The following is a 26,049-nucleotide window of genomic DNA, read 5'->3' as shown; positions in this document are numbered from 1 at the left end:
GAGATTATCGCCCTGCTCGATCTGCTTCCTTTAGCGGGCAGTTCGACCAGCCAAGCCAATGAAGAGTGTCCAATGCAGAAGGGAAGACCGATGAATGCCTTCACTCTCAACAGACGTGCGATCATGCTGTCCGCTGTCGCAGGCGTATCAAGCATGCTCATCCCGAGCCTGGGTGGCTCCGGCAGCGCCAACGCCCAGGCCGCGCCCTTGGTGACCGCCAACGCTGGTCACTACCGCTTCAGCGTCGGCGAAATCAGCGCGACTGTGTTGAGCGACGGCGTGATTGGTGGCCCGCCCCGCGTTTATGCAAGCGACGCGCCGGAAGCCGAGCTTCAAGAGGTCCTGCGGCAGGCATTTCTGCCGACCGACCACATGACGCTCAACCTCAACACGCTGCTGATCGAGACCGGTGGCCGGCGGATTCTGATCGAGGCTGGCGCCGGCAAGACCATGGGCCCGAACGGTGGCCGCATCTTCGATAACCTCGCGGCAATCGGTCTTGATCCCACGGACATTGACGCGATCGTCATCTCCCACACCCATCCCGACCATGTCGGTAACTTAAGAACCGCGGACGGCGGCAAGGCCTTTCCCCGCGCCACTGTCTTCGTCCCGAAGGCCGACTGGGACTTCTTCGTCCGCACCGATCCGGATCTCTCCTACATGCCTGTGCCGGAGGAATTCCGTCTGCGCTTCGCGGCAAACATCAAGAACAGCCTCGCGCCGGTCATGAACGACGTCGAGCTTTATGAAGCCGGCGCCGAGATCGTGCCGGGTCTAACGACGATCGTCGCATCGGGTCACACGCCAGGCATGGCGACCTTCCTCGTCCATTCCGGGAGCGACCAGTTGCTGCTGACGGCAGACCTTGCCTACCACCCTGTCGTCAACGTCGGCAATCCCTGGCTGCCCGGACCCGACCGCGACAAAGAGACGGCTCTTTCTTCCCGTCGTCGCATTTTCGATAGGGCGGCCGCCGAGCGCATGCCCGTGCTTGGTTTCCACTATCCATTCCCTGGTCTTGGTCGGATGCTGAAGACCGACGGTGGCTATGCCTGGGTACCAGCTAGTTGGCAATTCTGACGGTTAGCGAAACGGAGAAATCTCATGGACCACTCAAAGATCAACAGACGCGGCTTCCTCGGCACTATGGGGGCGGCGGCGACAGGGCTGGCACTGGCCACCAACGCTACGGCGCAAACCGAGGACAAGAATGTGGCGTCGCCAGTCACTGGATCAAATCCGGATGTGCTGACCCGCAGCTTACCACGTACTGGCGAAAAGGTCACAGTCTTGGGTCTCGGCACATTCCTCACCTTTGACCTGAAGCCCGGTGATCGCCGTGACGCTCTCCGTCAGGTCTTCGAGCGGTACGTCGCTGCAGGCGGTCGCGTGGTCGACACATCGCCGCTCTACGGCTCGGCCGAAGTCAGCGTCGGGCAGTTCATGGGCGAGTTTGCAAGATCCGATGAGATGTTTCTCGCCAACAAGGTCTGGTCGACAGGAGAGTATCTTGGAGACGAAAGCCACGCCGTTGAAAGCTTTCGGCAATCGCGCATGCGGACATGGCGCGCCACGATCAATCTCATGCAATGCCACAGCATCACCAATGCACCGGTCGTCATTCCACTGATGAAAGCCTGGAAGAAGGAAGGGCTCATACGCCATGTCGGCGTGACGCATCACGAGTCGGCGGCGCAGGATCAGTTGCTGGCGATCGTCCAGCGCGACGATGTCGATTTCATCCAGACGAACTACTCGATCTTCAACCGCGACGCCGAGCGCCGTCTTCTCCCGGCCGCGGCCGACAAGGGTGTCGGCGTCCTGATCAATTTGCCGCTTGAAAAAGCACGGTTGATGAAGGTGGTTGAGGGACATCCGCTGCCTGGTTTCGCAGTCGAGTTCGGCGCGACGAGTTGGGCGCAGTTCTTCCTGAAGTGGGTCATGGCGCATCCGGCGGTCACGAGCGTACTCTGCGGCACCTCCAACCCTGACCACATGAGTGATAATGTCCAGACGATGACAGGCCCGCTTCCTGACAAGCGCATGCGTGCCCGCATGGTCGCACATATGGAGACCATTCCCGGCTTCGGCTCCATCGGCACGATGCCGTGGTATCCCGGTAAAGAGAATATGTATGCCGGCCTGATCCGGGAGGCGCAGGCGAATGCGGTGCAGCGCCTGCGGTAAGGCGCGACTATTTTGCTGCCCCCTTAGAACAAATCGCCGGGAGATCGACCTTGCCCTCCACCAGACGCTCGCTATTGACGGCCTTTCTGACGTTGCCTCTCATCGACGCAGCAAGAATGAAGGCGTTTGCGCAGGCCGCTCCCGAACTGCCGCTCACCCTTGCATGTGACGATGGAGATCAACCAACCCTCGAGCGAGAAGCCGGCCCATTCTTCAGGCCAAACTCGCCGCTCAATCGGGATCTCTATCCGGATGCGCCCGGGGGCGAGCGAATAACCGTCGCCGGGTTCGTGCTCGACAACCGCTGCCGACCGCTTGGCGGCAGCCTCGTCGAGATCTGGCATGCTGACGAAAACGGTGACTACGACAGCGTGGGTTTCCGTCTGCGCGGACACCAGTTCACCGACACCCGGGGACGATGGTGGTTCAACACCATCGTCCCCGCGTTTTATCCCGGCCGCACGCGTCATTTCCATCTCAAGGTCCAGCGCCCAGGGGGACGCGTCCTTACCACTCAACTCTATTTTCCCCGCGAGCCCAGAAACGCCGGAGACCGGCTGTTTGACGAGGCACTGCTCCTCGACATGAAGCAAACCAGTGACGGAAAGTTCGGACGGTTTGATTTCGTGATCTGACGAAGGAAGGCCGCGGGAGAGGGCGGACTTAATCGCTTACGAGTTTCTCAACTTGCGTTTACGTGCATTCCGCTGATTTGCACAGCCTCGTTGACAGATAGAGATCGCTGTCAACGCGTCTTACGGCCGCTATTGAAAATAACCTGCCGGACGCCGTAAAGCACGACGCCCGGACAACGCGAAGGGCAAATCAGGCGTTGAAGCCGGCGTCTACACTGAGAACCGCACCGGTAATCAGACTTGCAGCCGGACCGGCCAGAAACGCCACCGCGCTGGCAACTTCACGGGGTTCGCCAAATCGGCCGAGCGATGTGAGGCTTCGCTGATAATCAGCATTCTCGCCATTGGCCGGGTTCAATGTCCGTGTCAGTTGAACCGGGGAGAACAAGATTGACGGTAATGCCTTGGCCTCGCGTGAGCGACAGGAGTGCCGACTTCGACATGGCGTAAGCCGTGACACCTGGGAAAGGCACGCGCTCCGCCAAAGCAGAGGCGATAGAGATGATCCGGCCGCCCGATGAGAGCTGCGGGATCGCCGCCTGTGCGAACAGGACGGGCGCGCGAACGTTCACATCAAGCATGGCCTGCAGGTCGGCGAGAGCCAGATCCGCGGTCATGCCTGCGGTTCCGATGCCTGCGCTGTTGACCAGAATGTCAAGCCCGCCAAGTGTGTCGAGCGTCTGGCTGACGGCGCGACGAATGGCGCCCGGGTCGGCACTGTCGGCTTGAATGGCAAGCCCGCGCCGGGGCCGGTCCAAACCGCTCCTAGATCTTCGCAAATCCTTCGACCTGCGCGCGGATCGCGACCTCAGTCGGCAGCCGCTCCATCGAACTTGCGCCGTAGAAACCGTTGCAACCCTTGCAGCGGGCGAGCACGTAGGCGGCATCCGCGGGCATCGCGATCGGGCCTCCATGACAGAGCACGATGACGTCCTCGCGCACCGACCGCGCAGCATCCGACCATGCGTTGATCTTCTCCACGCATCCCTCGAGCGTCAGCGCCGTTTCTGCGCCGATCGCGCCTCCCGTGGTCAGGCCGAGATGACAGACCACGATATCGGCACCTGCCTTGCTCATGGCAATCGCGTCCTCGCTGCTGAAGACGTAAGGGGTGGTCAGCATATCCTTGGCGTGCGCACGCGCGATGATGTCGATTTCCAGATCAAAGCCCATCCCGGTCTCTTCGAGATTGGCGCGGAACGTGCCGTCGATCAGCCCGACCGTCGGAAAGTTCTGGATGCCGGCAAAACCCATCGCCTTCAATTCGTCGAGGAAGTGATCGGGCAGCATGAAGGGATCGGTGCCGTTGACGCCGGCAAGCACCGGCGTATGGCGCACGACCGGCAGGACCTCGCGGCCCATTTCCTTGACGATCTCATTGGCATTGCCATAGGCAAGCAAACCGGCAAGCGAGCCCCGCCCGGCCATGCGGTAACGGCCGGAATTATAGATCACGATCAGGTCGATGCCGCCGGCCTCCTCGCTCTTGGCGGAGAGGCCGGTGCCGGCGCCGCCGCCGATGATCGGCCGGCCCTCGGAGATCTTGCGGCGAAGCTTGTTCAGAATGTCGTTGCGGTTGGCGTGTGTCAAAACTCTCTCCTCAGGCGTGGATGTCATGGAAGCTGGCAACGAGTGCCGCGGCAAATTCCGGACTGTTGATGTGGGCGTCTATCTCGATGAGGCGCCTGTTCGGCGCATCGTTCCAGCCGGCGCGGATGACGGAAAACAGTGCCTCGTCGGCTTCGGGATCGTAGAACGGCTGGCCGGCGGCATCGATCGCCGACACGCCCTGAAGCGGCAGCAGAAAGCGGACCGGCCCCTGCATCCGGTTGAGCCGTTCGACAATGAAGGCGCCGATCCGGCGATTTTCCTCTGGGGTGGTGCGCATCAGGGTCACCTGCGCATTATGGACGTGAAGCCTTCGGTCACAGAACGATGCCGGCACTGTGTCGCGCGCGCCAAAATTCACCATATCGACGGCGCCGACCGAGCCGACATAGGGCAGGCCGCTGCGGATGATGGCGCCGAAGCGATCCTCGGTCGCGGGAAAGACGCCGCCGACAAGGAGATCGGGAATCTCGGTCGTCGTCACATCGATCACGCCCTGCAGCAGACCTGAATCGGCGAGCTTCTCCATCGACTGGCCGCCGACGCCGGTCGCATGGAAGACATAGATTTCATGGGTCTTGCCGAGCATCTCGCGAACCTGCGTGACGCAGGACGTGGTGACGCCGAACATGGTCATGCCGATGCCCGGTCGATCATCCCTGGAAGCGGGAACGGGGTTGCGGGCCATGCCGGCCGCCGCATTCGCCGCATTGCCGATCACCTTGCGCGAGATCGCATTCAGGCCGGCGACGTCGACGACCGAATACATCATGGTGAGATCATTCGGCCCGACATATGGAGCCACATTGCCCGAGGCAACGGTCGAGACCACTAATTTCGGCAAGCCGATGGGAAGCGCCCGCATCGCTTCCGTTACAAGTGCGGTATTGCCGGTTCCGCCGAGGCCGAGGACGGCGCCGATATCGTTGCGTGATTTCAGGAAACCCGTCAGCGCCTTGGCCATGGCCGAAACCGCGGTTCCCCGGTCGGTCTGCCCGAGCACGGCCGCAGCACCATCCGGATGAAATGCCGCGACGTCGCACGCTGGAATATCGGCGTCCGCACCCTCACCAAGCGTGCCGACATCAACCAGAATGGCCTCGGTTCCGGCCGAAAGAACCACCTCCCTGGCGTAGTTCAGTTCAGCGCCCTTGGTGTCGCAGGTGCCGACTATATAGACCTTTCCCATTGGTTTTCCTCCTCTTTTTCAATCCAGCTTCTGCTGGTTTTTTTCAACAAAATTCCCCGTTTTGTATTTTCCATATTGTATATTCTTTAGTATATTGCATACTTAAATCACGAATGCCAGACGGAAGTGGAGACCATGAACGCACCGCGCCACCTGACCCTTCGCGAGCGGATTTACGAGGAAATCGTACGCCTGATCGTTTCCGGCGAACTGCCGAGCGGCGTCTCGATCGACGAAAAGGAACTGACGGAACGCCTGCAGGTCAGCCGCACGCCGTTCCGCGAGGCGATCGGCACGCTTGCCAAGGAAGGTCTGATCGAGATCAAGCCTTATCGCGGCTTCTTCGTGCGCAGCTTCACGCCCAAGGAGATCGACGACCTCTATGAATTACGCAAGACGCTCGAGTGCTTCGCCGTCGAACTCGCTGTTCCGCAGATGAGCGACCGACATATCGCCGGCTTCGAACGCATCCTCGACGAGGCGGTGGCGGCGCTGCGCCGCGGCGACATGGCGACCTACGGCATCCGCGACAAGGAGTTTCACGAGACCATCGCCGAGCTTTCAGGAAGTGCGCCGCTGGTCGAAACGCTGGCGCGGCTGGCGCTGCAGATCCAGATCTGCCGCTCGATCGCCAATGAGAGCCGCGATCTGGCCGTAAGGGCGGCCGAGGAGCGCAATCAGATCCTGCAGGCTTTCAGAGCGCGTGACATCGCCCGCGCCAAGGCACTGATGCACGCGCATATCAGCGATGTTCAGCAGGCCGTCATGGCGCGGTTTCAGAAAGAAGATCCGGCGCGTTAGCCGCCCGGAACGAAGGAGAGGGAGGTCTCCTTTTCAACAAGCAAAACGTGGCCGAGGAGCGGCCCGGAGGAGGGAGCAATGCTGAAATTTCTTGCCCGCGGCACGGCACTGGCGGCGATGATCGCCACAAGCTCGCTGGCACATGCCGAGACCCTGAAAATGTGGGGTCCGGAACAGATCACCGAACCGCTGGTCGCGCAGCTCTGGAACGGTATCAAGGCCGATTTCGAAAAGGCCAATCCCGGTGTGACCGTCGAATTCATGCCGCCGACCGGGACGATCAGCAACGGCGCCGTGCAGGCGGCGATCCAGTCGGATGCCGGCCCCGACGTGATCCTCACCAATTCAGGCATCGGCCGCATCAGCGTCGTCAAGAACGCCAAGCAGGTGATGCCGCTCACTGAGCAATATGAGAAGCGCGGCTGGAAGGATCAGATCTATCCCTGGCTCTACACCGAGCTCAAGGGCCAGTTCGGGGGCGAAATCTACGAAGTTCCCGATGGGCTCGATGCTCTCGGCATCTGGTATCACAAAGACATTTTCGCGCAGGCGGGCTGGAAGATCCCGGCGACCTGGGCCGAGTTCGAAACGCTGATGAAGGCGATCGAGGAAACCGGCCTGCAGCCGATCGCCATCGGTCCGCGCACGCCGGGCAGCGCCGGCCATCTCTTCGGCAACCTGTTGCAATCGGCGAGCGGCAAGGAGGTGATCGGCAAGGCGATGCGCCGCGAGGTCGCCTTCGACGATCCATCGATCGCTGCCGGCGCCGTCCGGCTGCAGAAGCTGGTCGAGGCGGGCTACATCAAGAAGGAAATGGCCGGCCTCGATCTCGATGGCGCCTCCCGCCTCTGGTTCAACAAGCGTGCGGCGATGTTCGTTGCCGGTCCCTGGTTCACCGCCAATGCCCGCAAGGCCGGCTACGACCTCGCCAACGCCGGTTATGCGCCGATGCCTTCCGACATCAAGGGTGCAGCGATCCCGACCGGCGGCGTCGGCTGGAGCTGGCTCGTGCCGGTCAATTCCAAGCAGCCGGAGCTTGCGATGAAGTGGATCGACTTCATGCTGTCGGATGCGGCGATGAAGAAACGCGCGCAGGACCCGGCAAGCACGATGATCTACCCGCGCGAAATCCCCGGCGTCGAACCGCCGACCCCCGTTCTCAAAGATATCTTCGCCGCGGCCGCTGGCGGCGTCGGCTACAATCCGAGCGTCTATCTGCCGGGCACCGTTCTCGACACCTATTTCCAGGTCATCCAGGGCCTGATCTCCGGCCAGATCGGCGGCGAGGACGGCATGAAGCAGCTCCAGGCGAAGATGGCCGAGGCCAAATAGTGGTTGTTCCAGAAACGCAGGGAAGCAAGATCGTGGCTCCTCTCGGGGATGCGTCTGCCGTGGCGGGACATACGGGCGGCCTGTCTGCCCGCATGTCCAAAGGCCGGACGGCCGGCGCTGCCCTACCTGAGGGATCGCCCAATGACGATGCCCGCACCGCATTCTGGCTGGTGGCGCCGGCGCTCGCGCTCTACGCCGTCTTCACGCTGCTGCCGATTGCCGCAACCTTCTGGCTGAGCTTCAACAGTTCCGCTGGTTTCAACACCTCGGCGAGCTTCGTCGGCGTCGGCAATTACGCCAAGGCGGCGCAGGATCCAATCGTCTGGAAGAGCCTCGTTCATACCTTCGCCTGGCTGGCCTATCATGTGGTGATGGCAGGCGGGCTCGGTCTTCTGCTGGCGCTTGCGGTCAGCAGGCTGAGGATCACGCAGGTCTTCTTCCGCACCGCTTTCTTCCTGCCGCATCTGGTCTCGCTCGCCGTGGTCGGCGTCATCTGGGCCAACATCTACGATCCGTTTTTCGGCCTGCTGAACACGGCCCTGACGCAGATCGGGCTCGGCGCCTTCACGCAAGGCTGGCTTTCGGATCCCGCACTGGTGCTGTTCTCCGTCAACGTCGCAAGCTCTTGGCAGGGCTTCGGCCTTTATATGCTGCTCTTCATCGCCGGCCTGCAGAATATCGATCACTCGCTCTATGACGCAGCCGAAGTGGACGGCGCCAACGCTTTCCAGAAGCTGATTTATGTGACCCTGCCGGGACTTCGTGAGGTCATGACCTTCGTCATCTCGCTGGCGATGATCAACGGCCTCAAGGGCTTTGCCACGGTCTTCGTCATGACCAATGGCGGGCCCTTCTATCAGAGTGAACTGATCACGACCTATATCTATCGGCTTGCCTTCCAATCCCAGGATCACGGGCTTGCGGCCGTGCTCTGCATCCTGCTCAGCCTGCTTGCGATCGTCATCACCATCGTCTTCAACCGCTGGCGCGCGAGGCTGTCCCAATGAGTGCACGCAACCGCGAATGGCCGGTGGTGCTGGCGCTGACGCCGGTCTTGATCCTGATCCTTGCCCCCTTCGTCTGGCTGGTGATCTCGAGCTTCAAGACCGAGGCCGAGATCGGCCGGGCGGATCCCTTCGCCTGGCCCGCCAACCTGATATGGCGCAACTATCTCGATGCCTGGCAGATAGGCGGGTTCGGCGACCTCGTCGGCAACAGCCTCATCAATCTCGTCGGCGTCGTCCTCCTGTCGCTCGTCACCTGCGCGCCGGCCGGCTATGCCCTCGCCAAGATCCGTTTTCCCGGCCGCGAGTGGCTGTTCTATGCCTTCATTCTCGGCCTCACCGTGCCGGTACAGGCGATCGTGATCCCGCTCTACCAGGTGCTCTTCGGCTTGAACCTCGTCAACACGCTTGCTGGTATCGTGTTGGTGCAGGTCAGCAACGGCATTCCCTTCGGCATCTTCCTGATGCGAAGCTTCTTCATCAGTGTGCCGGATGATCTGGTCGAGGCCGCCAAGATCGACGGCGCCTCGCATTTCCAGATCCTCACCAAGGTGTTTCTGCCGATCTCGGCTCCGGCAGTACAGGCGCTCGTAATCATCAGCGCGCTCTCCACCTGGAACGACTTCTTCCTGCCGCTGATCGTGCTGATCAGCCCAGAGGTGCAGACGCTGCCGCTCGGGCTCGTCCGTTTCGCAAGCACCTATGCTTCCGACTACCGCCTGGTCTTCTCAGGCACTGTCATTTCATTCCTGCCGATCATCCTTCTCTACATCCTGATGCAGCGCCGTTTCACCGAGGGGCTGACGCAGGGGGCAATCAAGGGCTGACCATGTCGCATCACGTCCAGCGGGAAATCCGCTACAATTTCGAATTCGAACACCGCATAAAAGCCTGCTTCATCGGCGCCGGCGGCCATGCCTACCGCAATGTCTATCCAGCGTTGCGCTATGCACCGATCGACCTCGCCGGCCTATGCGATCTCGATCTCGGCCGTGCAGAGAAATTCGCCAGGCTCTTCGGCGCCGGCAAAGCCTATGCCGACCACCGCGAGATGCTCATGCGGGAAGAGCCGGACCTGGTCTTCCTCGTCACTGCCTATCATCCCGATGGCCGGGTGCAGGCGACCGATCTGGCGCTCGACGCGCTTGCAGCAGGCGCCCACGTCTGGATGGAGAAACCGACGGCAGCAAGCATCGAGGACATCGAGAGGCTGCAGGCGGCAAGTGCGGCGGCCGGCCGCATGGTGATGACCGGACTCAAGAAGACCTTTTTCCCCACAATCGAGAAGCTCAAGGACCTGATTGGCTCGCCGGGTTTCGGCAGGCTGACCTCGATCAATGTCCGTTATCCCCAAAGCCTGCCGCGCCGGGAAGACCGGGCCGATCTCGTCAAGATGCAGAGCTTTCTCGACCACATCTACCACCCGGGTGCGATCCTCAACTTCCTGGGCGGCGAGATAGAACGCGCTAGCTACGAGTGGGAGCCCGTGACGGGGGCGAGCGTCACCAGCCTGCGCTTCCGCTCCGGCGCGATCGGTACACTGCACCTTGCCGCCGGCCAATCGGGCGGCAGCATCTTCGAGCGCGTCGAAATCATTGGCGAAGGCGCCAATGCCATTGTCGAAAACGGCAGCCGGCTGACCTATTTCCGCAAGGCGGACCTTCCGTCCTACGGCCGCGCCGCGAGCTTCATCCAGCCGGACGAGAACGCGGCACTCTTCTACGAGCCGGAGCATTCACTTGGCCAGCTCTACAACAACAACCTCTTCTATCTCGGCTACGTCCCGGAAATCCTGCATCTCACGGATGCGATCCTCGCCGGCACGCCGATCACGAGAGGCACGCTCGAAATTGCCGGCGAGATCATGAAGCTCTTCGAATTCTACCGACGTACGGATGCCGGCGTCACCACCAATCTCTCACCGGAGGCACAGTTATGAGCGAAACCGACGTCATTTTCAGAAAAGCCGGCGGCAAATTCATGCCGACCAGCTGGGGCGAACTCAACTGGAAGATCACCGGCGACGGCACGCCCGGCGCCGAGATGACTTTCGGCACCTGCCGCATCAATCCCGGCGAGCGCAATCAGCTGCATTCGCACCCTGATTGCGAGGAAATTCTCTATGTCGTCTCCGGCAGTTGCGAGCACAAGCTTGGCGACGCCCTTTATCGGCTTGAAGCCGGCGACGCGATCCGCATTCCCCGCAATATCCGACACTGGGCGCGCGCGCTCGGCAAGGAACCGCTTTTCGCCCTGATCATGTTCTCCTCCGGTACCAGGACGGCCGTCAATCATGAAGGCGAGGGTGCCGCCTGAACCGGTTGTTTTCCGCAACTTTGCCAAGCTCTGACGTTTGTGTGAAACCACTCCGATAGCTGTGACAAAACCTCATCGCCTCTGCTATGTCAGGAAAAATGCGGCGACCCAACAGGCGTCGCGCTCTGTCCGATCAATACCAGGAGTTTGAAAGATGAGCGGTACCTCCGACTATATTCCCCCGAAGGTGTGGACCTGGAACAAGGCGAATGGCGGTCAATTCGCCAATATCAACCGCCCGATAGCAGGACCGACACATGAGAAGGAGCTTCCGATCGGCCGTCACCCGCTGCAGCTTTATTCGCTTGGAACGCCGAACGGCCAGAAGGTCACGATCATGCTCGAGGAGCTGCTGGCCCTTGGCCATAGCGGTGCTGAGTATGACGCCTGGCTGATCAAGATCGGCGAGGGTGACCAGTTCGGCAGCGGCTTTGTCGCCGTCAATCCCAACTCCAAGATCCCGGCACTGATGGACCGCAGCGGGCCGAAGCCGATCCGCGTCTTCGAATCCGGCGCCATCCTTACCTATCTCGCCGAGAAATTCGGCGCTTTCCTGCCGACCGAGCCGAGCGAACGGGCCGAATGCCTGTCATGGCTATTTTGGCAGATGGGAAGCGCGCCTTATCTCGGCGGCGGCTTCGGCCATTTCTACGCCTATGCGCCGACGAAGATCGAATATGCGATCGACCGGTTCGCAATGGAAGTGAAGCGTCAGCTCGACGTGCTCGATCGCCGGCTTGCCGAAAGCGAATATGTGGCAGGCAGCCAATATACGATCGCCGATATTGCCATCTGGCCATGGTACGGCGGCCTGGTGAAGGGCTGGAGCTACGGGGCGGCCGAATTCCTGCAGGTCGAGGACTATAAGAACGTGCTTCGCTGGGCCGACACGATCTACAGCCGGCCCGCCGTGCAGCGCGGCCGGATGGTCAACCGCCTCTCCGGCGACCCGTCAACCCAGTTGCACGAGCGTCACGACGCCAGCGACTTCGAGACCAGAACACAGGACAAACTGGCGGCCGCCGAGTAAGCAAGCCGGTCAGCCACCTGTCGCAGCAATGAATGAGGCTCCGTCGCCGCAAGGGCGCCGGAGCATTTGCATGTTGCGCGAACTCAGTTCTTGACCGTGTCTTCCAGGAAGAAACGGCCGAGCGGGTTCTGGTGGAAGTTCTCGATATTCTTGCGCGAGACGTTGATATATGGGCTGTAATAAAGATCGATCCAGTTGACGTCGTCCTTGGCCATCTTCTGCAGGTCGACATACATCTCTTCACGCTTCTTTGGGTTGAGCTCGAGACGCGCCTTGGCAACCAGTTCCTTCACCGCCTCGTTCTTATAGTTGGTCAAGTAGTTGTTGTTGGAATCGTGACCGAGGACGAAGGTGGTCTTCTGGTCTGGGTCGAGAATGTCGTTGGTCCAGTAGTTGACCGAGATGTCATAGTCGCCGGCAACGAGCATATCCCATTCCTGGCTGGGATCGACCTTTTGCAGATTGGCGGTGATGCCGGCCTTCTGTAGCTGCTGCTGGACCAAGACGGCCGTCTGCTCGTCGACTTCGTCGCCGGCACGCACAACGTAATTCAGCGTCAGGTCGGAGGCGCCGGCCGCCGCCAGCATCTGCTTGGCCTTTGCTGGATCATAGGGCCGCTGCAGGTTATCGGCGTAATAATAGAGAGCGCCCTTGGGAACATATGAATTGGCGACCGTGCCCTGGCCGAAGGTGACGGTATCAACGATCGCCTTTTTGTCGATCGCAAGATCCAGCGCCTGGCGGACTTCCTTCTTGCCGAGCGCGCCATGCGCATGGTTGATCAGCAGATGATCCTCGCGTGTTGAGGCATCGATGTCGACGTTGAGGTTGGGATCCTTCTTCAGCTCCTCGACGCGGGAGAAGGGCACGAAAATCGCGGCATCGAGTTCGCCGGCCTGAACGTTCAGCATGCGGGTGTTGTCGTCAGGCACCGAGATCCACTCGACACCATCGAGCTTGACGCGGTCGGCTTCCCAGAAATTCGGGTTCTTCTTGAGGATGACGCGGTCGCCGCGCCGCCATTCGTCGACCACGAAGGCGCCGGATGCGATCGGCTTCTCGCCATAAGCGTCAGGCCCTAGCGATTCCATGCCCTTCTTGGAGATGACGGAGGCATTGGGCAGCGCAAGGGTCGAGAGGAAAGGCGCGGACGGGTTCCTGAGCTTGATCGTCAGCGTATGCGCATCGGTTGCGACCACCGTCTCGATCACCTTGTAGGAATCGCTCCAGAGCGAGGCAGGATCGTCGCGGATGCGCAGCAGGCTGTAGGCCGCGTCTTCCGCCGTCAGCGGCGAACCGTCGGAAAATTTCGTGTCGCGGATCGTCAAGGTGTAGGTCAGCCCGTCATCCGAGATCGTCCAGCTTTCGGCAAGCCCCGGCTCCAGCTTGGTGCCTGTCTTGTCGACGCGAATCAGCACGTCGTAGACGTTGGAGAACACCCAGTTGTCGATGTTCTGCGCCGTCTTGATCGGATCGAATGTCGTCGAATCCTCGCGGCGGCCGATGGTGAGCACGCCGGCGGCCTCGGCATAGCTTGCGCTCAGCGTCAGGCCAGCGAGCATGGCGGCGAGCCCGATTGATTTCCACCTTTTTGTCATCAGTTCGTTCCCTTCTTTGTTATGGCATGCGTTTGACGGACATGGATTGCGGCTCGCCCCTGCGGTCGGGGCCTTGTAGCAGCGGCTTGTCGGGATCGATGTCGGGAATGGCAGCGATCAGCGCCGCGGTATAGGCATGCTTCGGCCGCGCGAAGACCTGGTCGGAGCGGCCCTCCTCGACGATCTCGCCGCGATACATCACGACGACGCGTTGGCAGAGATTGCGCACGATCGCCAAATCATGGGCGATGAAGATCAGCGTCAGGTTCATCTTCGCGGTGAGTTGACGAAAAAGCTCGATGATCTGCGCCTGGATGGTGACGTCGAGCGCCGCCACGCATTCGTCGGCGATAATCAGCTTCGGCTCAACGGCGAGCGCGCGGGCGATGCCGGCGCGCTGGCACTGACCGCCGCTCATGCTGCGCGGCTTGCGCCCGGCGAATTCACGCTCGAGGCCGACGAGGTCGAGCAGCTCGCCGATCCGCGCTGGAATATCGGCGGCGGCGACCTTGCCTTGCACCTTCAGCACCTCGCCGAGCATTTGTCCGATCGTCAGCCGCGGGTTCAGTGCGTTGTAGGGGTCCTGGAACACCATCGCCGTTTCGCGCCTGAGCTTTGCGAGGCCCGCGCTCCTCTGTTGCGCCAGGTCGATGCCGTCGAAAGTCACGTGCCCCGAGGAAAGCGGCGTCAATCCCAGCACGGCGCGGGCAAGCGTACTCTTGCCACTGCCGGATTCGCCGACAATGCCAACTGTCTCGCCCGGCATGATCTTCAAGCTGACACCGGCAACGGCGCTGATCGTCCTGGCACTCCCTTTGAACAGGCTGCCGCCGCCTCTGAAGCGTACGTGCAGATCGTCGACCTCGAGCAAAGCTGCGGCTGGCCGGCTTGCCCCGGCGATCTCGAGCGACGGTGCCGGCATCTCGCCTGATATCGAGGGATGGCTGTCGATGAGGTTGGTCGTATAGGGATGCTGCGGCCGCGTCAGAATCGTCCGCTTCGGCCCTTCTTCGACAAGCTTGCCGCCGCGCATCACAGCAATGCGGTCGCAGGTCTGGGCGACGATGCCGAGATCGTGGGTGATGAGAATGATCGATAGGTCGCGCCGGTCGCGAATATCGATCAGCAGCCGCAGGATCTGCGCCTGGATCGTGACGTCAAGCGCCGTTGTCGGCTCGTCGGCGATCAGGATCTTCGGGTTGCAGGACAGGGCGACACCGATCATTGCCCGCTGGCGCATGCCGCCGGAAAACTCATGCGGATAGCTGTCGTACTGGCGGCCGGGGTCGGGAAAGCCGACCTGCGCGAGAATCTCCACTGCCGCGGCACGGGCCTCGCGGGCGCCAAGGCCCTGATGGTAGCGGATGCCCTCGGCGATCTGGTCGCCGACGCGCATGACCGGATCGAGATGGCTGGTCGGGTTCTGGAAGATCATGCCGATCTCGCCGCCGCGCACCTTCAGCATCTCGGCGTCGTCGATCCGCGTCAGGTCGCGCCCCTCGAGCAACACGGAACCGCTTTCGATCTTCAGCAGCGAGGAGGGCAGCAGACGCACCAGCGAGCGACAGAACAGGCTCTTTCCCGAGCCGCTCTCGCCGACGAGGCCAAGAATTTCACCGCGGCCGAGGTCGAGCGAAACAGCATCGAGCAGCGTGCGCGGACCGGAATCGAGATGCGCCCTGACGGTAAGATCGCGAACGGAGAGCACCGAGCCGCTCATTCATGCACCCCCAGCAATTCGCCGAGCGCATCGCCCAGCATGCTGAAGCCGAAGGCCAGGCAGACGATGGAGAGGCCGGGAAACAGCGTGATCCACCAGGCCGTAGTGATGAAGCTCTGTCCTTCCGCGACCATGACGCCCCATTCGGCGATCGGCGGCTGAACGCCGAGGCCGAGATAGCTGACGGCAGCGCCGCTGAGCAGCACCAGCGTCGCATCGGACATGGAAAAGACGATCGAGCCGGCGATGGCGTTCGGGAGCAGGTGACGGAACATGATGCGCGAACGGCTGAAGCCGAGGCTGACGGCGGCGACAGCGTAATCGCTGCCCTTCAGCACCAGCATCTGCGCCCGGATCAGCCGCGCATAGGAAACCCAGCCGACCAGCGCCATGGCGATATAGAAACTGCCGAGGCCGGGGCCGAGGATGGCGATTATCGAAAGCATCAGCACGAGGAACGGGAAGGCGAGGATGATATCGACGAGGCGCATGAACAGCGCGTCGACGATCCCGCCGAAGAAGCCGGCAATGGTGCCGACCGTCGTGCCGATGAGGAAGGGGAAGACGACACCGATCAGCGCCATCTGCAGATCGATGCGCGCACCCCAGATGACGCGGGAGAGGATGTCACGGCCGAAATTGTCGGTGCCGAAAGGATGCATCAGCGATGGCGCCTGCAGGCGCACCTCGGCATTCTGCATGATGGGGTCATAGGGCGCGATAAGAGGTGCGGCGACCGCCAGCATGATGAAGAACAGCAGCACGCCGGCGCCGACGGCAAGCATCGGCCGCTGGCCGAGGAAGCGGCGCCGGCGAGGGGAGGCGGGTGCGGTCGCCTCGATGCTCATAGCTTCACCCTCGGATCGACGGCCACGGTGACGATGTCGGCGATGAAATTGATCAGCACGGTGGCGCAGGCAAAGACCATGGCCACGCCCTGCACCACCATATAGTCGCGCGAGAAGATCGCCCTGACGAGGAGCTGCCCCATGCCGGGCAGCGCAAAGACGCTCTCGACCACAACCGTGCCGCCGATCAGCCAGCCGATGTTGACGGCAAGCAGGTTGATCGTCGGCACCAGCGAATTCGGCAGCACATGCCGCCAGAAGACGATGCCCTCGGGCATGCCGCGGGCGCGCGCCGCCGTGGCGACATCCGATTTCAGCGCCTCGATCATTGCCGCCCGCAGGCTTCGCGTCAAAACAGTCGAGAGCGACAACGCCACCGTCAGGCTTGGCAGCACGAGATGTGAAAGCTTGTCGCCGATGGTCGCGCCGTAGCCCGAAACCGGCAGCAGGCCGAGCTCGACGCTGAAGAGGATGATCAGCATCAGCCCCAGCCAGAAGGGCGGAAAACCGATGCCGAGAGTCGAGACGATGCGCACCGCATGGTCCGGCGCTCGGCCTGCATTGCGTGCGGCGATCGCCGCCATCGGCACCGCGATCAGGACCGAGAGCACGAGGCTGGCGGCCACGAGCGCGAGCGTCGGTTCGATGCGGGTCGCGATCAGCTTCAGCACGTCGATCTTGTAGAGGATAGACTTGCCCATTTCGCCATCGGCGAGGTTCTTAAGAAAATAGACATATTGCAGCCACATCGGCTGATCGAGACCGTACTGGGCACGGATGCTCGCAAGTGCTTGCGGCGTTGCACGCGTGCCGAGGATATTGCGTGCGGGATCGCCGGGGATCAGGCGGACCAAGATGAAGGTGATGATACTGATGCCGAAAAGTACGGGCAGAAACTGCAGCGGTCGCGTCAGAACGAACTTATAGCGGTGCATGACGGCGATCGCCCCTCTGTCTTCGTGGGATTTGAGCCGCTTTCACTTGCATCAGGATGCCTTGTGCCGGTCAAGAAAGCCTAGAAGCGCCGGATAATAGTCCTGCGGGTTCTCATAAAATGGCATGTGGCTGGCATTGGCAAATACCTTGAGCTCGGCATTCGGCAGCGCGAGCTTCATCCTCAGCGCGCAGGCAGGCGTCAGCTCGTCATGCTCTCCCGTGGTGATGAGCACGGGCAAGGTCAGCCGCGGCAGATCGGGGATACGGTTCCAGTCCCTGAGATTGCCTATGTAGAGAAATTCGTTCGGGCCCTGCATCGTCGCGTAAGGCGCCATGTTCCAGTCGTCGAGCGAGCGGCGCACCGGCGCCGGCCATTCGGCCAGGCGGCAGACATGGCGGTAGTTGAGGATGGTGACGGCGGCGAGATATTCCGGATGATCATAAGTCCCCTGCGCCTCATGCTTCTGCATCATCGAGACTGTTTCCGGACCAAGCGCTGCCCGCAGCCGTTCCAGTTCCGAGATCAGATGCGGCATGTCGGCGACGGTATCTTCGAGGATCAGCGTCTTCAGATTTTCGGGATAGGTCAGAGCATAGTCTATCGCGAGCCACCCGCCCCAGGAATGGCCGAGCATGTGGACCTTGCCGAGCCCGAGCGTCTTGCGCACGGTTTCCGTCTCTTCGACATAGCGGCTGATCGTCCAGAGCGAGAGATCGTCCGGCCGGTCGGAAGCGCCGGTGCCGAGCTGGTCGAAGGCGACGACGCGGTAGCCTTTGTCGATCAGGCAGGAATGGGCCTCGCGCAAGTAATCACATGGCAGGCCGGGACCGCCGTTCAGGCAGAACACCGTCTCGTCGCCGATCCCGAAGCTATAGGCGACGACGCGATAGCCATCCACATCGACCTCGAATCGCGCGTCCGGCTGCATTTCACGCCACATTGATTACTCCAGCAGAAAATTTCCCTTGCTCAATATTTGGGCATGGCTAATTTTTTACCGGAAAACGCGCTCCATGCCAGCTATAAGAAGTGATAGGGTAGCGCGGTGCATGCCAACCGGGGAACTGCCCATGCTTGATGATATTGGAACGATCAGACAGCAATTTACGGCGCATGAAACGCTGGACGGCCGGATCGACGAGGCCTTCGAGGCAATGAAGCAGCTCGGCTTCGAGGCCCTCATCTATGATTATACGCCGGTGCCCTATGATATTGACGGCGCGATCATGATTCCGTCGCTGCTGAAGCTCAGGAACATCGCCGACGACATGCACGACTACTGGTTCGATCGCGGTTATTTCCGCATCGACCCGGTCCAGCAGGTGGCGCTACGCAGCAGCGCGCCCTTCTTCTGGAATTACGACACTGATGCCGACACGCTGATCAATCGCTTTATGAGCGACGACACCGCGCCGGTGACCCGCTATCTCCGCGAACGCGACATGTCGACCGGCGTGACCGTGCCGGTGCATATGCCGGGGGGCGATTATGCCACGGTCACCGGCATCCGTTTCCGCGGGGGCCGCGATTTCGAACGGCATGCGTTGAGCGCTATCGCCGACTTCAATCTGCTTGCCCATATCTTTCATGAGACCGCTTATTCGCTTTTCGACACACGGGCGAGGACCGTCGGCACCATCCGCCTGACCGAGCGGGAGCGCGAATGCCTGCGCCATTCTGCGGAAGGCTATTCCGCCAAGGAAATCTCGCGCATCATCGGCCGCTCCGTTCCCACCGTGGTCATGCATCTCAACGCGGCGGCCAAGAAGCTCGGCGCCCGCAATCGTACGCAGGCCGTCGTGCGCGCGACCCATTACCGCCTTCTCGAAGAGCGTGAACGGTCATTGCCCAACCTATAACTTGTGATAGCTGCCTTCGCCGCCGCCGCCGCGTTATGGTCTCCAAACTTCCGAGAAATGGAGATGCCGGTGGCCGAAGTCGCGACAAGTGAAGCCTATCTGCCCTTTCGCGATTATCGCACCTGGTACCGCGTGACCGGCTCCCTGAAAAGCGACAAGCTGCCTCTCGTCGTTGCGCATGGAGGGCCCGGCTGCACGCATGATTACGTCGATTCCTTCAAGGACATCGCCGCCCTCGACGGCCGGCCGGTCATCCATTACGACCAGCTCGGCAACGGCAATTCCACCCGCCTTCCTGACAAGGGCCCGGATTTCTGGACGGTCGGTCTCTTCCTCGAAGAGCTGGACGAACTGCTGGCCCACCTCGGCATCCAGCATCGTTACGCCTTTCTGGGCCAGTCCTGGGGCGGCATGCTCGGCGCCGAACATGCGGTGCGCCGGCCGCAGGGTTTGAAAGCCCTGGTTATCGCCAATTCGCCGGCCAACATGCACACCTGGGTTGCCGAGGCCAACCGGCTGCGGCAGGAATTGCCGAAGGAGGTGCAGGACACGCTGCTGAAGCACGAACACGCCGGAAGCCTCACCGATCCGGACTATATCGCCGCCTCCCGCGTCTTCTATGATCGCCATGTCTGCCGCGTGGCGCCATGGCCGCCCGAGGTGGCGCGCACCTTTGCCATCATGGACGAAGACAACACCGTCTATCGCAACATGAACGGCCCGACGGAATTCCACGTCATCGGAACGATGAAGGATTGGACGATCGAAGACCGGCTCGATCGCATCGAAGCACCGACGCTGCTGATCTCGGGCAAATATGACGAGGCGACGCCCCTGGTCGTCAGGCCCTATCTCGATCGCGTCCCCGGCTGCGAGTGGGTGCTCTTCGAAAATTCCAGCCATATGCCGCATGTCGAGGAAAGGCCGCTGTGCATGGCGACCGTTTCCCGCTTCCTGTCGCGGCACGACTGAAGCATGGACCGGTCGTCACGATCGGCCGGCCAGCCATTTCTTCGCGACCCGGCAAGCCATCGTATAGGCCGGATCGAAGACGTTGCCGACATCGTAACGCACTACCTGGCCCAGCAGATGGCTTGCAGCCGTCCTGTCCAGACCATAATCGGACGCCAGCCAGTTCAGCATTTCACTCGTCGCATGCTGAAGCGCCTGATCGAGGGGCCGGGCATTGCCGATCGTGAAGATGTCTTCAGCGGTTTCTCCGCGCGGCCAGACCAGCCCAGACTTCTTTTCCACCGTCAGCCGCACCGTGACCTCGAAACTGGTCTCGATGCCGGTGCCGACAATCTCGCCATCTCCCTGCACGGCATGGCAGTCGCCCAAAAAGAACAGGGCGCCCGGCGCCGATATTGGGAAGCGAACCGTGGTGCCGGGGCCGAACAGGCGATAGTCCATGTTGCCGCCATATTCGCCACTGGTCGCGGTCGATATCGCCTGGGCGAGGGCGGGCGCGACCCCGAAACAGCCGATCATCGGCGCGAGGGGCAGAACGAAATTCTCGAGACCCGCGACCGGCTCCGACAGCCGGACGGTCAATGCTTCGCGGTCGATGGTCCAGAGAGCGGTATCGCGCGGCGGAAGGCCGCGAACCGTTTCAGGGTCGACAACATTGGCCGCGACGATGCTTCGGGTAAAACCAGTGCCCCTGGTTGGCGTCATGCTGATGATATCTACCTTCAGCGCATCACCGGCCTCCGCACCCTCCACGAAAATTGGGCCGTTCATCGGGTTCGGACCAGATGCCCGCCTGATGCCGTCCTTGTCATAGCCGATGGCGTCGAGCGTTTCCGTGACCACGGTATCGCCACTCGCGATACGGAGCGCCACCGGCAGGGAACCGATGACATTATGGAAGATCGTCGGAATGAAGCGATGCGTGGTCATGAGAATCCCGTTTGTTCAACGTACCGGCTGCTGCTGAATGCCCGCAGAGAACTCAACACTAGACCAGAGATCTCGGGGTGCCAATCCTGCCTGGCACGGGGCCTCCATCAACCTCCGCAGCGAAGCGCGCGGCTGGGCCCCGCACTGCTATGCTCATGAAACGCCAGAGGGATTTCCCTTCAGGCTGCCTCCTTCTTTTTCCATCGTGGTCAAATTCAAACCATTGCACCGGAACGGATAAGGAGAGGCCTTCTTGACATCGGGGCCGCTCCGGTCTTTGATGCCGCGCATTCACCAGGGGTGTCCCGGCAAGGGGCTGAGATTCTGCTGAACAATACGGCTTTGCCGATTGTGGCGCAGTGACCCGTTGAACCTGATCCAGTTCATACTGGCGTAGGGACGGTGCGGACGCTGCGGCTGTCAGGCGGATTTCGCTTTGTCGCTTGAGGCGTCTTTCCATCATTCCAACACTGGAACTGGGTCTCCAAACGTCAAACCTTGGAGCCTCACCCATGAATATTGCCGCACCCAAGCTTACTCCCGTGGTCACCACCGGCCCGCTTCCGGCCTCGAGCAAGGTCGTAAAGCCCGGAACACTCTATCCGGATCTTCGCGTGCCTATGCGGGAAATCAGCCTTCACCCGACCTCGGGCGAACCACCGGTCACGGTCTACGATTCCTCCGGTCCCTATACTGACCCGCAACATACGGTCTCGATCGACGCCGGGCTGCCGCGTTTGCGCGAAAACTGGATCAAGGCGCGTGGCGATGTCGAAGCCTATGAAGGCCGGCTGGTGAAGCCTGAAGACAATGGTTTTGCCGCAGGCGAGCGGCTGACGCCGGAATTCCCCATTCGCAACACACCGCTCAAGGCAAAGACGGGCCGCGCCGTCACCCAGCTCGCCTATGCGCGTGCCGGCATCGTCACGCCGGAAATGGAGTTCATCGCGATCCGCGAAAACCTCGGCCGGCAGGCCGCGAAGGAGGCGCTGACCCGCGACGGCGAGAGCTTTGGTGCTGATATTCCCGATTTCGTCACGCCCGAATTCGTCCGGCGGGAAGTCGCGGCGGGCCGGGCGATCATTCCGGCCAACATCAACCACCCAGAGTCCGAACCGATGATCATCGGCCGTAATTTCCTGGTGAAGATCAATGCCAATATCGGCAACTCGGCCGTCACCTCGTCGATGGCGGAGGAGGTGGAAAAGATGGTCTGGGCGATCCGCTGGGGCGCCGACACGGTGATGGACCTTTCCACCGGCCGCAACATTCACAATATCCGGGAATGGATCATTCGCAATTCGCCGGTTCCGATCGGAACGGTGCCGCTCTATCAGGCGCTTGAAAAGGTGAACGGCATTGCCGAGGATCTCAGCTGGGAGGTCTATCGCGATACGCTGATCGAACAGGCCGAGCAGGGCGTCGACTATTTCACCATTCATGCGGGCGTGCGGCTTGCCTATATCCCGCTCACCGTCAATCGTGTCACCGGCATCGTCTCACGCGGCGGCTCTATCATGGCCAAGTGGTGTCTGCATCATCACAAGGAGAGCTTTCTCTACGAGCATTTCGAGGAAATCTGCGAGATCTGCCGCGCCTACGACGTCTCCTTCTCGCTTGGAGACGGCCTTCGCCCTGGCTCGATCGCCGATGCCAATGACGCAGCGCAATTTGCCGAGCTCGAAACCCTCGGCGAACTGACCAAAATCGCCTGGGCCAGGGATTGCCAGGTGATGATCGAAGGTCCCGGCCACGTGCCGATGCACAAGATCAAGGAGAATATGGATAAGCAGCTCAAGGTTTGCGGCGAGGCTCCCTTCTATACGCTCGGACCCCTGACCACCGACATCGCACCTGGCTATGATCATATTACCTCCGGCATCGGAGCCGCGATGATCGGGTGGTTCGGCACAGCCATGCTCTGCTACGTCACGCCGAAGGAGCATCTGGGGCTGCCGGATCGCAGCGACGTCAAGACCGGCGTCATCACCTACAAGATCGCCGCTCATGCCGCCGATCTTGCCAAGGGCCATCCGGCCGCCCGCATCCGCGACGACGCGCTGTCGCGGGCACGCTTCGAATTCCGCTGGGAAGACCAGTTCAACCTGTCTCTGGATCCGGAAACGGCGCGTTCCTTCCATGACGAGACTTTGCCGAAGGAGGCGCACAAGGTGGCGCATTTCTGCTCGATGTGCGGCCCGAAATTCTGTTCCATGCGTATTTCCCACGACATTCGCGCCGAAGCCCAGAAAGAAGGACTGGAAGCCATGGCCGCCAGGTATCGCGACGGCGGCGACCTCTACATGCCCGTCGCCGAGGCCGCGAAACCGCCTTCCGGAGAATGACGATGCGCATCCTCGTCAAGGGGGCCGGCGTTGCCGGCCTCACCGTTGCGTGGCAGCTCTATCGGCACGGCTTCCGCGTCAGCGTCGCTGAGCAAGCCGACCGGGTCGGCGCCGGCGCTTCCGGCTTTGCCGGCGGCATGCTTGCTCCATGGTGCGAAAGGGAAAGCGCGGAGGAGCCGGTACTGGCGCTCGGTCGTCTTGCCGCCGATTGGTGGGGGGCAGCGCTGCCCGGCCTTGTCAATCGCCGGGGGACACTTGTCGTGGCGGCCGGGCGCGATGCCGGCGAACTCGACCGCTTTTGCCGCCGGACAAGCGGATGGGAGTGGCTGGACGAGCAGGCGATCGCAGCCCTTGAACCTGATCTCGCCGGCCGCTTCCGCAGGGCATTGTTCTTTCGGCAGGAAGCGCATCTCGATCCGCGGCAGGCGCTCTCGGGGCTCGCCGCCGGACTTGAGGAAGCCCGCATGCATCTCACATTCGGGGTCACGGGTGACCCCGACCTTGCCCATTACGATCGTGTGATCGACTGCACCGGGGCCGCCCAGATCGGCCGCCTGCCCGAATTGCGCGGCGTTCGCGGAGAGATGCTGTGCGTCGAAACGAGCGAGGTGAATCTCTCCCGTCCCGTCCGTCTGCTGCATCCGCGCCACCCGATCTATATCGTGCCGCGGCAGGGAAATCGCTTCATGATCGGGGCGACGATGATCGAAAGTGACGATGTCGGCCCGATTACCGCGCGTTCGCTGATGGAATTGCTGAATGCCGCCTATGCCCTCAATCCCGCCTTCGGCGAGGCACGGGTTACCGAAACCGGCGCGGGCGTGCGGCCAGCTTACCCCGACAATTTGCCGCGTGTGACGCAGGAGGGGCGCACCCTCCATGTCAATGGCCTCTACCGCCACGGCTTTCTGCTGGCGCCGGCCATTGCCGGCGAGGTGGCGCGGCTTCTTCTTGGAGAAGGCAACCAACCGGAAAGGAGGGCATCATGACCTTCATCATCAATGGCGAGGAACAGGAGGTCGCGGCCACGACCCTCGCAGATCTTCTTCTGGCTCTGGACTACGAAGGCGGATGGCTGGCGACCGCTGTCAACGGCGAGCTGGTGCACCGCGAGGATCGCGCCGATTTCAGGCTCGGCGAACGCGACCGCATCGAAATTCTCTCACCCATGCAAGGAGGCTGAGATGCTGAAACTTTATGATATCGAAGTCCGTTCCCGGCTGCTGCTCGGCACCGCCCGCTATCCGTCTCCAGCTGTCCTTGCAGAAGCGGTGAGGCGTTCGAAGACCGAGATCGTCACCGTGTCGCTTCGCCGCGAAGCCGTCGGCGGCAAAGCGGGCGGCGCCTTCTTCGACCTGATCGGCGAGCTTGGCGTGCGCGTGCTGCCGAATACAGCCGGATGCCACAGCGTGCAGGAGGCAGTGCTGACGGCGAAGATGGCGCGCGAGGTCTTCCGCACCGACTGGATCAAGCTCGAAGTGATCGGTCATCACGATACGCTGCAGCCTGACGTCTTCGGCCTTGTCGAGGCCGCCCGCATCCTCACCGGCGAGGGCTTTCAGGTCTTTCCCTATACAACCGACGACCTTGTCGTAGCCGAAAGGCTGCTGGAAGCCGGTTGCCGTGTCCTGATGCCCTGGTGTGCGCCGATCGGCTCCGCTAAGGGGCCGCTGAACCCGATGGCGCTGCGGGCGTTTCGTGCGCATTTTCCGGATGTGCCGCTGATCATCGATGCCGGCATCGGCCGGCCGTCTCATGCCGCTACCGTCATGGAGTACGGTTATGATGCCGTTCTTCTCAACACAGCCGTTGCCGGCGCAGGCGATCCCGCCACCATTGCCGAGGCCTTCGCGCTTGCCATCGATGCCGGCAGCCTGGCGCATGGCGCCGTACCGCTGGAACCACGCGACATTGCCGTGCCGTCCACTCCCGTCATCGGAAAGGCCGTCTTCTCATGAAGCTCGACCCCTTCTATCTCATCGTCGACAGCGCCGAATGGGTCGAACGCCTCGTGCCGCTTGGCGTCAAACTCGTCCAGCTGCGCATCAAGGATCGTTCAGATGCAATACTTCGCGAGGAGATACGGCATGCGAAGGCTGCCTGTGCGGCAGCGGATTGCCAACTGGTCGTCAATGATTATTGGAAGCTGGCGATCGATGAAGGATGCGATTTCATTCATCTCGGGCAGGAAGACCTGGTGGCCGCCGACAGGAATGCCATTCGTCGCGCCGGCCTGAAGCTAGGCCTTTCCACGCACGATGTATCGGAGCTGGAGGCGGCGCTCGCGGCCGAGCCGGATTATGTTGCGCTCGGGCCGGTCTGGCCCACGATACTCAAAGAAATGAAATGGGCGCCGCAAGGCGTCGAACGCCTTTCCGACTGGCGCCAGCGCGTCGGCACGACACCGCTCGTCGCCATCGGCGGGATCACCGCCGAACGGGCGCCGCTGGTACTGGAAAACGGCGCCGACAGTGCCGCCGTGGTCACCGATATCACCCGCAACTCGGATCCGGAGGCCCGCACGCGACAGTGGCTGGCCGCGACCGCCCCATGGCGGTCCGGGAAATGAGAGTAAAGGGTTGATCCCATCGGCAACGCGGAAGCCCTTAGCGGGGTGTTGTCATATAATATCAACTACGTCATAAATTCAACTTTCGGTTGCGCAGTTTGCTAAAGCAATCCCGCACGAGTGAGACGAACATCCTTTTGATTGTAGCGCTTGGCATGAACATCCC

25 protein-coding genes, 1 pseudogene and 1 riboswitch are annotated in these 26,049 nt (G+C 61.6%); of the genes and pseudogenes, 17 read left to right on the top strand and 9 right to left on the bottom strand.

The annotated features are described in order from the left end of the window. The first annotated feature begins 90 nt into the window (after positions 1-90). Genes J2J98_RS29985 through J2J98_RS29975 form a run of 3 tightly spaced genes read left to right on the top strand, consistent with a single transcriptional unit; the run spans position 91 to position 2,825 of the window. Entirely contained in the window at positions 91-1,083 is a 993-nt protein-coding gene (locus tag J2J98_RS29985; protein ID WP_207604295.1) for an MBL fold metallo-hydrolase, read from the top strand. Positions 1,084-1,107: 24 nt separating this feature from the next. Further along, positions 1,108-2,190 carry an aldo/keto reductase gene (locus tag J2J98_RS29980; protein ID WP_207604207.1) on the top strand — a complete coding sequence of 361 codons (1,083 nt, stop codon included), beginning with the start codon at positions 1,108-1,110 and terminating at the stop codon, positions 2,188-2,190. 50 nt (positions 2,191-2,240) lie between these two features. After that, positions 2,241-2,825, top strand: a complete 585-nt coding sequence (locus J2J98_RS29975) for a dioxygenase family protein (protein WP_207604206.1) — start codon at positions 2,241-2,243, stop codon at positions 2,823-2,825. A gap of 190 nt (positions 2,826-3,015) precedes the next feature. Here the strand turns inward: J2J98_RS29975 and J2J98_RS29970 are convergent. From J2J98_RS29970 to J2J98_RS29960, 3 genes and pseudogenes are all read right to left on the bottom strand, one after another. Beyond that, positions 3,016-3,628, bottom strand: a pseudogene (locus J2J98_RS29970) (SDR family NAD(P)-dependent oxidoreductase); the annotation flags it as partial. Continuing rightward, positions 3,591-4,442 carry a phosphoenolpyruvate hydrolase family protein gene (locus J2J98_RS29965; protein WP_259664364.1) on the bottom strand — a complete coding sequence of 284 codons (852 nt, stop codon included), beginning with the start codon at positions 4,440-4,442 and terminating at the stop codon, positions 3,591-3,593. The pseudogene J2J98_RS29970 and the gene J2J98_RS29965, both read right to left, overlap by 38 nt. After that, complete coding sequence (locus J2J98_RS29960; protein WP_207604205.1) at positions 4,426-5,622, bottom strand: Tm-1-like ATP-binding domain-containing protein; 1,197 nt, start codon at positions 5,620-5,622, stop codon at positions 4,426-4,428. The genes J2J98_RS29965 and J2J98_RS29960 overlap by 17 nt, the downstream gene beginning before the upstream one ends. Positions 5,623-5,757: 135 nt before the next feature. Here J2J98_RS29960 and J2J98_RS29955 point away from each other — a divergent pair, with 135 nt between their 5' ends. The 7 genes from J2J98_RS29955 to yghU all read left to right on the top strand — a co-directional run bounded on the left by J2J98_RS29955 (position 5,758) and on the right by yghU (position 12,105). Further along, positions 5,758-6,423, top strand: a complete 666-nt coding sequence (locus tag J2J98_RS29955; RefSeq protein ID WP_064710457.1) for a GntR family transcriptional regulator — start codon at positions 5,758-5,760, stop codon at positions 6,421-6,423. Positions 6,424-6,501: 78 nt separating this feature from the next. Beyond that, the gene (locus J2J98_RS29950) at positions 6,502-7,755 is read left to right on the top strand and encodes an ABC transporter substrate-binding protein (protein WP_207604204.1); all 1,254 of its coding nucleotides are present in this window, start codon (positions 6,502-6,504) and stop codon (positions 7,753-7,755) included. 59 nt (positions 7,756-7,814) lie between these two features. Continuing rightward, a complete protein-coding gene (locus J2J98_RS29945) occupies positions 7,815-8,762 on the top strand; it encodes a carbohydrate ABC transporter permease (RefSeq protein ID WP_064710502.1) in 948 nt (315 codons plus the stop codon). Continuing rightward, positions 8,759-9,586, top strand: coding sequence for a carbohydrate ABC transporter permease (locus tag J2J98_RS29940; RefSeq protein ID WP_207604203.1), 828 nt, complete (start codon positions 8,759-8,761; stop codon positions 9,584-9,586). Before J2J98_RS29945 ends, J2J98_RS29940 begins: the two co-directional genes overlap by 4 nt. A gap of 2 nt (positions 9,587-9,588) precedes the next feature. Then, on the top strand, positions 9,589-10,698 hold the full coding sequence (locus J2J98_RS29935; RefSeq protein WP_207604202.1) for a Gfo/Idh/MocA family protein: 1,110 nt from the start codon (positions 9,589-9,591) through the stop codon (positions 10,696-10,698). Next, the gene (locus tag J2J98_RS29930; RefSeq protein ID WP_064710461.1) at positions 10,695-11,075 is read left to right on the top strand and encodes a cupin domain-containing protein; all 381 of its coding nucleotides are present in this window, start codon (positions 10,695-10,697) and stop codon (positions 11,073-11,075) included. The genes J2J98_RS29935 and J2J98_RS29930 overlap by 4 nt, the downstream gene beginning before the upstream one ends. A 154-nt stretch (positions 11,076-11,229) precedes the next feature. Next, positions 11,230-12,105, top strand: coding sequence for a glutathione-dependent disulfide-bond oxidoreductase (yghU, locus tag J2J98_RS29925; protein WP_207604201.1), 876 nt, complete (start codon positions 11,230-11,232; stop codon positions 12,103-12,105). A gap of 83 nt (positions 12,106-12,188) precedes the next feature. On the opposite strand, the gene J2J98_RS29920 is transcribed toward yghU, so the two are convergent. The 5 genes from J2J98_RS29920 to J2J98_RS29900 are packed head-to-tail and all read right to left on the bottom strand — an operon-like array spanning position 12,189 to position 18,148. Beyond that, on the bottom strand, positions 12,189-13,703 hold the full coding sequence (locus J2J98_RS29920) for an ABC transporter substrate-binding protein (RefSeq protein ID WP_207604200.1): 1,515 nt from the start codon (positions 13,701-13,703) through the stop codon (positions 12,189-12,191). A 19-nt stretch (positions 13,704-13,722) separates the two neighbouring features. After that, the gene (locus J2J98_RS29915) at positions 13,723-15,423 is read right to left on the bottom strand and encodes a dipeptide ABC transporter ATP-binding protein (protein ID WP_207604199.1); all 1,701 of its coding nucleotides are present in this window, start codon (positions 15,421-15,423) and stop codon (positions 13,723-13,725) included. Continuing rightward, on the bottom strand, positions 15,420-16,271 hold the full coding sequence (locus tag J2J98_RS29910; protein ID WP_138395797.1) for an ABC transporter permease: 852 nt from the start codon (positions 16,269-16,271) through the stop codon (positions 15,420-15,422). The genes J2J98_RS29915 and J2J98_RS29910 overlap by 4 nt, the downstream gene beginning before the upstream one ends. Further along, positions 16,268-17,206 carry an ABC transporter permease gene (locus J2J98_RS29905; RefSeq protein WP_207604198.1) on the bottom strand — a complete coding sequence of 313 codons (939 nt, stop codon included), beginning with the start codon at positions 17,204-17,206 and terminating at the stop codon, positions 16,268-16,270. Before J2J98_RS29905 ends, J2J98_RS29910 begins: the two co-directional genes overlap by 4 nt. 51 nt (positions 17,207-17,257) lie before the next feature. Continuing rightward, positions 17,258-18,148: a proline iminopeptidase-family hydrolase gene (locus tag J2J98_RS29900; protein WP_207604197.1), complete on the bottom strand. Its 891-nt coding sequence runs from the start codon at positions 18,146-18,148 to the stop codon at positions 17,258-17,260. Positions 18,149-18,278: 130 nt separating this feature from the next. Here J2J98_RS29900 and J2J98_RS29895 point away from each other — a divergent pair, with 130 nt between their 5' ends. Together J2J98_RS29895 and J2J98_RS29890 are read left to right on the top strand one after the other, a co-directional pair. After that, complete coding sequence (locus J2J98_RS29895) at positions 18,279-19,067, top strand: helix-turn-helix transcriptional regulator (protein ID WP_207604196.1); 789 nt, start codon at positions 18,279-18,281, stop codon at positions 19,065-19,067. 69 nt (positions 19,068-19,136) lie between these two features. Next, positions 19,137-20,039, top strand: coding sequence for a proline iminopeptidase-family hydrolase (locus tag J2J98_RS29890; protein WP_207604195.1), 903 nt, complete (start codon positions 19,137-19,139; stop codon positions 20,037-20,039). A gap of 15 nt (positions 20,040-20,054) precedes the next feature. Here J2J98_RS29890 and J2J98_RS29885 read toward each other — a convergent pair whose 3' ends face one another. After that, complete coding sequence (locus J2J98_RS29885; RefSeq protein ID WP_138395792.1) at positions 20,055-20,969, bottom strand: acetamidase/formamidase family protein; 915 nt, start codon at positions 20,967-20,969, stop codon at positions 20,055-20,057. Between the two features lie 286 nt (positions 20,970-21,255). Continuing rightward, positions 21,256-21,387: riboswitch (TPP riboswitch) on the top strand. A gap of 94 nt (positions 21,388-21,481) precedes the next feature. Between J2J98_RS29885 and thiC the strand changes: the two genes are divergently transcribed. The 5 genes from thiC to J2J98_RS29860 are packed head-to-tail and all read left to right on the top strand — an operon-like array spanning position 21,482 to position 25,883. Further along, positions 21,482-23,314: a phosphomethylpyrimidine synthase ThiC gene (gene thiC / locus J2J98_RS29880; RefSeq protein ID WP_207604194.1), complete on the top strand. Its 1,833-nt coding sequence runs from the start codon at positions 21,482-21,484 to the stop codon at positions 23,312-23,314. Positions 23,315-23,316: 2 nt separating this feature from the next. Continuing rightward, positions 23,317-24,303 carry a glycine oxidase ThiO gene (gene thiO, locus J2J98_RS29875; RefSeq protein ID WP_207604193.1) on the top strand — a complete coding sequence of 329 codons (987 nt, stop codon included), beginning with the start codon at positions 23,317-23,319 and terminating at the stop codon, positions 24,301-24,303. Beyond that, positions 24,300-24,497, top strand: coding sequence for a sulfur carrier protein ThiS (gene thiS, locus J2J98_RS29870; RefSeq protein ID WP_064710472.1), 198 nt, complete (start codon positions 24,300-24,302; stop codon positions 24,495-24,497). Before thiO ends, thiS begins: the two co-directional genes overlap by 4 nt. Position 24,498: 1 nt before the next feature. Continuing rightward, positions 24,499-25,272 carry a thiazole synthase gene (locus J2J98_RS29865; protein ID WP_207604192.1) on the top strand — a complete coding sequence of 258 codons (774 nt, stop codon included), beginning with the start codon at positions 24,499-24,501 and terminating at the stop codon, positions 25,270-25,272. Beyond that, entirely contained in the window at positions 25,269-25,883 is a 615-nt protein-coding gene (locus tag J2J98_RS29860; protein WP_207604191.1) for a thiamine phosphate synthase, read from the top strand. Before J2J98_RS29865 ends, J2J98_RS29860 begins: the two co-directional genes overlap by 4 nt. Positions 25,884-26,049 lie beyond the last annotated feature (166 nt).

The sequence above is a fragment of the Rhizobium bangladeshense genome (assembly GCF_017357245.1).
GTDB lineage: Bacteria > Pseudomonadota > Alphaproteobacteria > Rhizobiales > Rhizobiaceae > Rhizobium > Rhizobium bangladeshense.
This window is presented reverse-complemented; position numbering and strand designations above follow the sequence as displayed.

Bases quoted from the DNA above. Each gene is read 5' to 3' on its own strand.
- thiS (WP_064710472.1), top strand. From the start codon at position 24,300: ATGACCTTCATCATCAATGGCGAGGAACAGGAGGTCGCGGCCACGACC.
- J2J98_RS29915 (WP_207604199.1), bottom strand. From the start codon at position 15,423: ATGAGCGGCTCGGTGCTCTCCGTTCGCGATCTTACCGTCAGGGCGCAT.
- J2J98_RS29935 (WP_207604202.1), top strand. From the start codon at position 9,589: ATGTCGCATCACGTCCAGCGGGAAATCCGCTACAATTTCGAATTCGAA.
- J2J98_RS29960 (WP_207604205.1), bottom strand. From the start codon at position 5,622: ATGGGAAAGGTCTATATAGTCGGCACCTGCGACACCAAGGGCGCTGAA.
- J2J98_RS29910 (WP_138395797.1), bottom strand. From the start codon at position 16,271: ATGAGCATCGAGGCGACCGCACCCGCCTCCCCTCGCCGGCGCCGCTTC.
- J2J98_RS29955 (WP_064710457.1), top strand. From the start codon at position 5,758: ATGAACGCACCGCGCCACCTGACCCTTCGCGAGCGGATTTACGAGGAA.
- J2J98_RS29900 (WP_207604197.1), bottom strand. From the start codon at position 18,148: ATGTGGCGTGAAATGCAGCCGGACGCGCGATTCGAGGTCGATGTGGAT.
- J2J98_RS29980 (WP_207604207.1), top strand. From the start codon at position 1,108: ATGGACCACTCAAAGATCAACAGACGCGGCTTCCTCGGCACTATGGGG.
- J2J98_RS29985 (WP_207604295.1), top strand. From the start codon at position 91: ATGAATGCCTTCACTCTCAACAGACGTGCGATCATGCTGTCCGCTGTC.
- thiC (WP_207604194.1), top strand. From the start codon at position 21,482: ATGAATATTGCCGCACCCAAGCTTACTCCCGTGGTCACCACCGGCCCG.
- J2J98_RS29940 (WP_207604203.1), top strand. From the start codon at position 8,759: ATGAGTGCACGCAACCGCGAATGGCCGGTGGTGCTGGCGCTGACGCCG.
- thiO (WP_207604193.1), top strand. From the start codon at position 23,317: ATGCGCATCCTCGTCAAGGGGGCCGGCGTTGCCGGCCTCACCGTTGCG.
- J2J98_RS29865 (WP_207604192.1), top strand. From the start codon at position 24,499: ATGCTGAAACTTTATGATATCGAAGTCCGTTCCCGGCTGCTGCTCGGC.
- J2J98_RS29895 (WP_207604196.1), top strand. From the start codon at position 18,279: ATGCTTGATGATATTGGAACGATCAGACAGCAATTTACGGCGCATGAA.
- J2J98_RS29905 (WP_207604198.1), bottom strand. From the start codon at position 17,206: ATGCACCGCTATAAGTTCGTTCTGACGCGACCGCTGCAGTTTCTGCCC.
- J2J98_RS29860 (WP_207604191.1), top strand. From the start codon at position 25,269: ATGAAGCTCGACCCCTTCTATCTCATCGTCGACAGCGCCGAATGGGTC.
- J2J98_RS29930 (WP_064710461.1), top strand. From the start codon at position 10,695: ATGAGCGAAACCGACGTCATTTTCAGAAAAGCCGGCGGCAAATTCATG.
- J2J98_RS29965 (WP_259664364.1), bottom strand. From the start codon at position 4,442: ATGACATCCACGCCTGAGGAGAGAGTTTTGACACACGCCAACCGCAAC.
- yghU (WP_207604201.1), top strand. From the start codon at position 11,230: ATGAGCGGTACCTCCGACTATATTCCCCCGAAGGTGTGGACCTGGAAC.
- J2J98_RS29920 (WP_207604200.1), bottom strand. From the start codon at position 13,703: ATGACAAAAAGGTGGAAATCAATCGGGCTCGCCGCCATGCTCGCTGGC.
- J2J98_RS29950 (WP_207604204.1), top strand. From the start codon at position 6,502: ATGCTGAAATTTCTTGCCCGCGGCACGGCACTGGCGGCGATGATCGCC.
- J2J98_RS29885 (WP_138395792.1), bottom strand. From the start codon at position 20,969: ATGACCACGCATCGCTTCATTCCGACGATCTTCCATAATGTCATCGGT.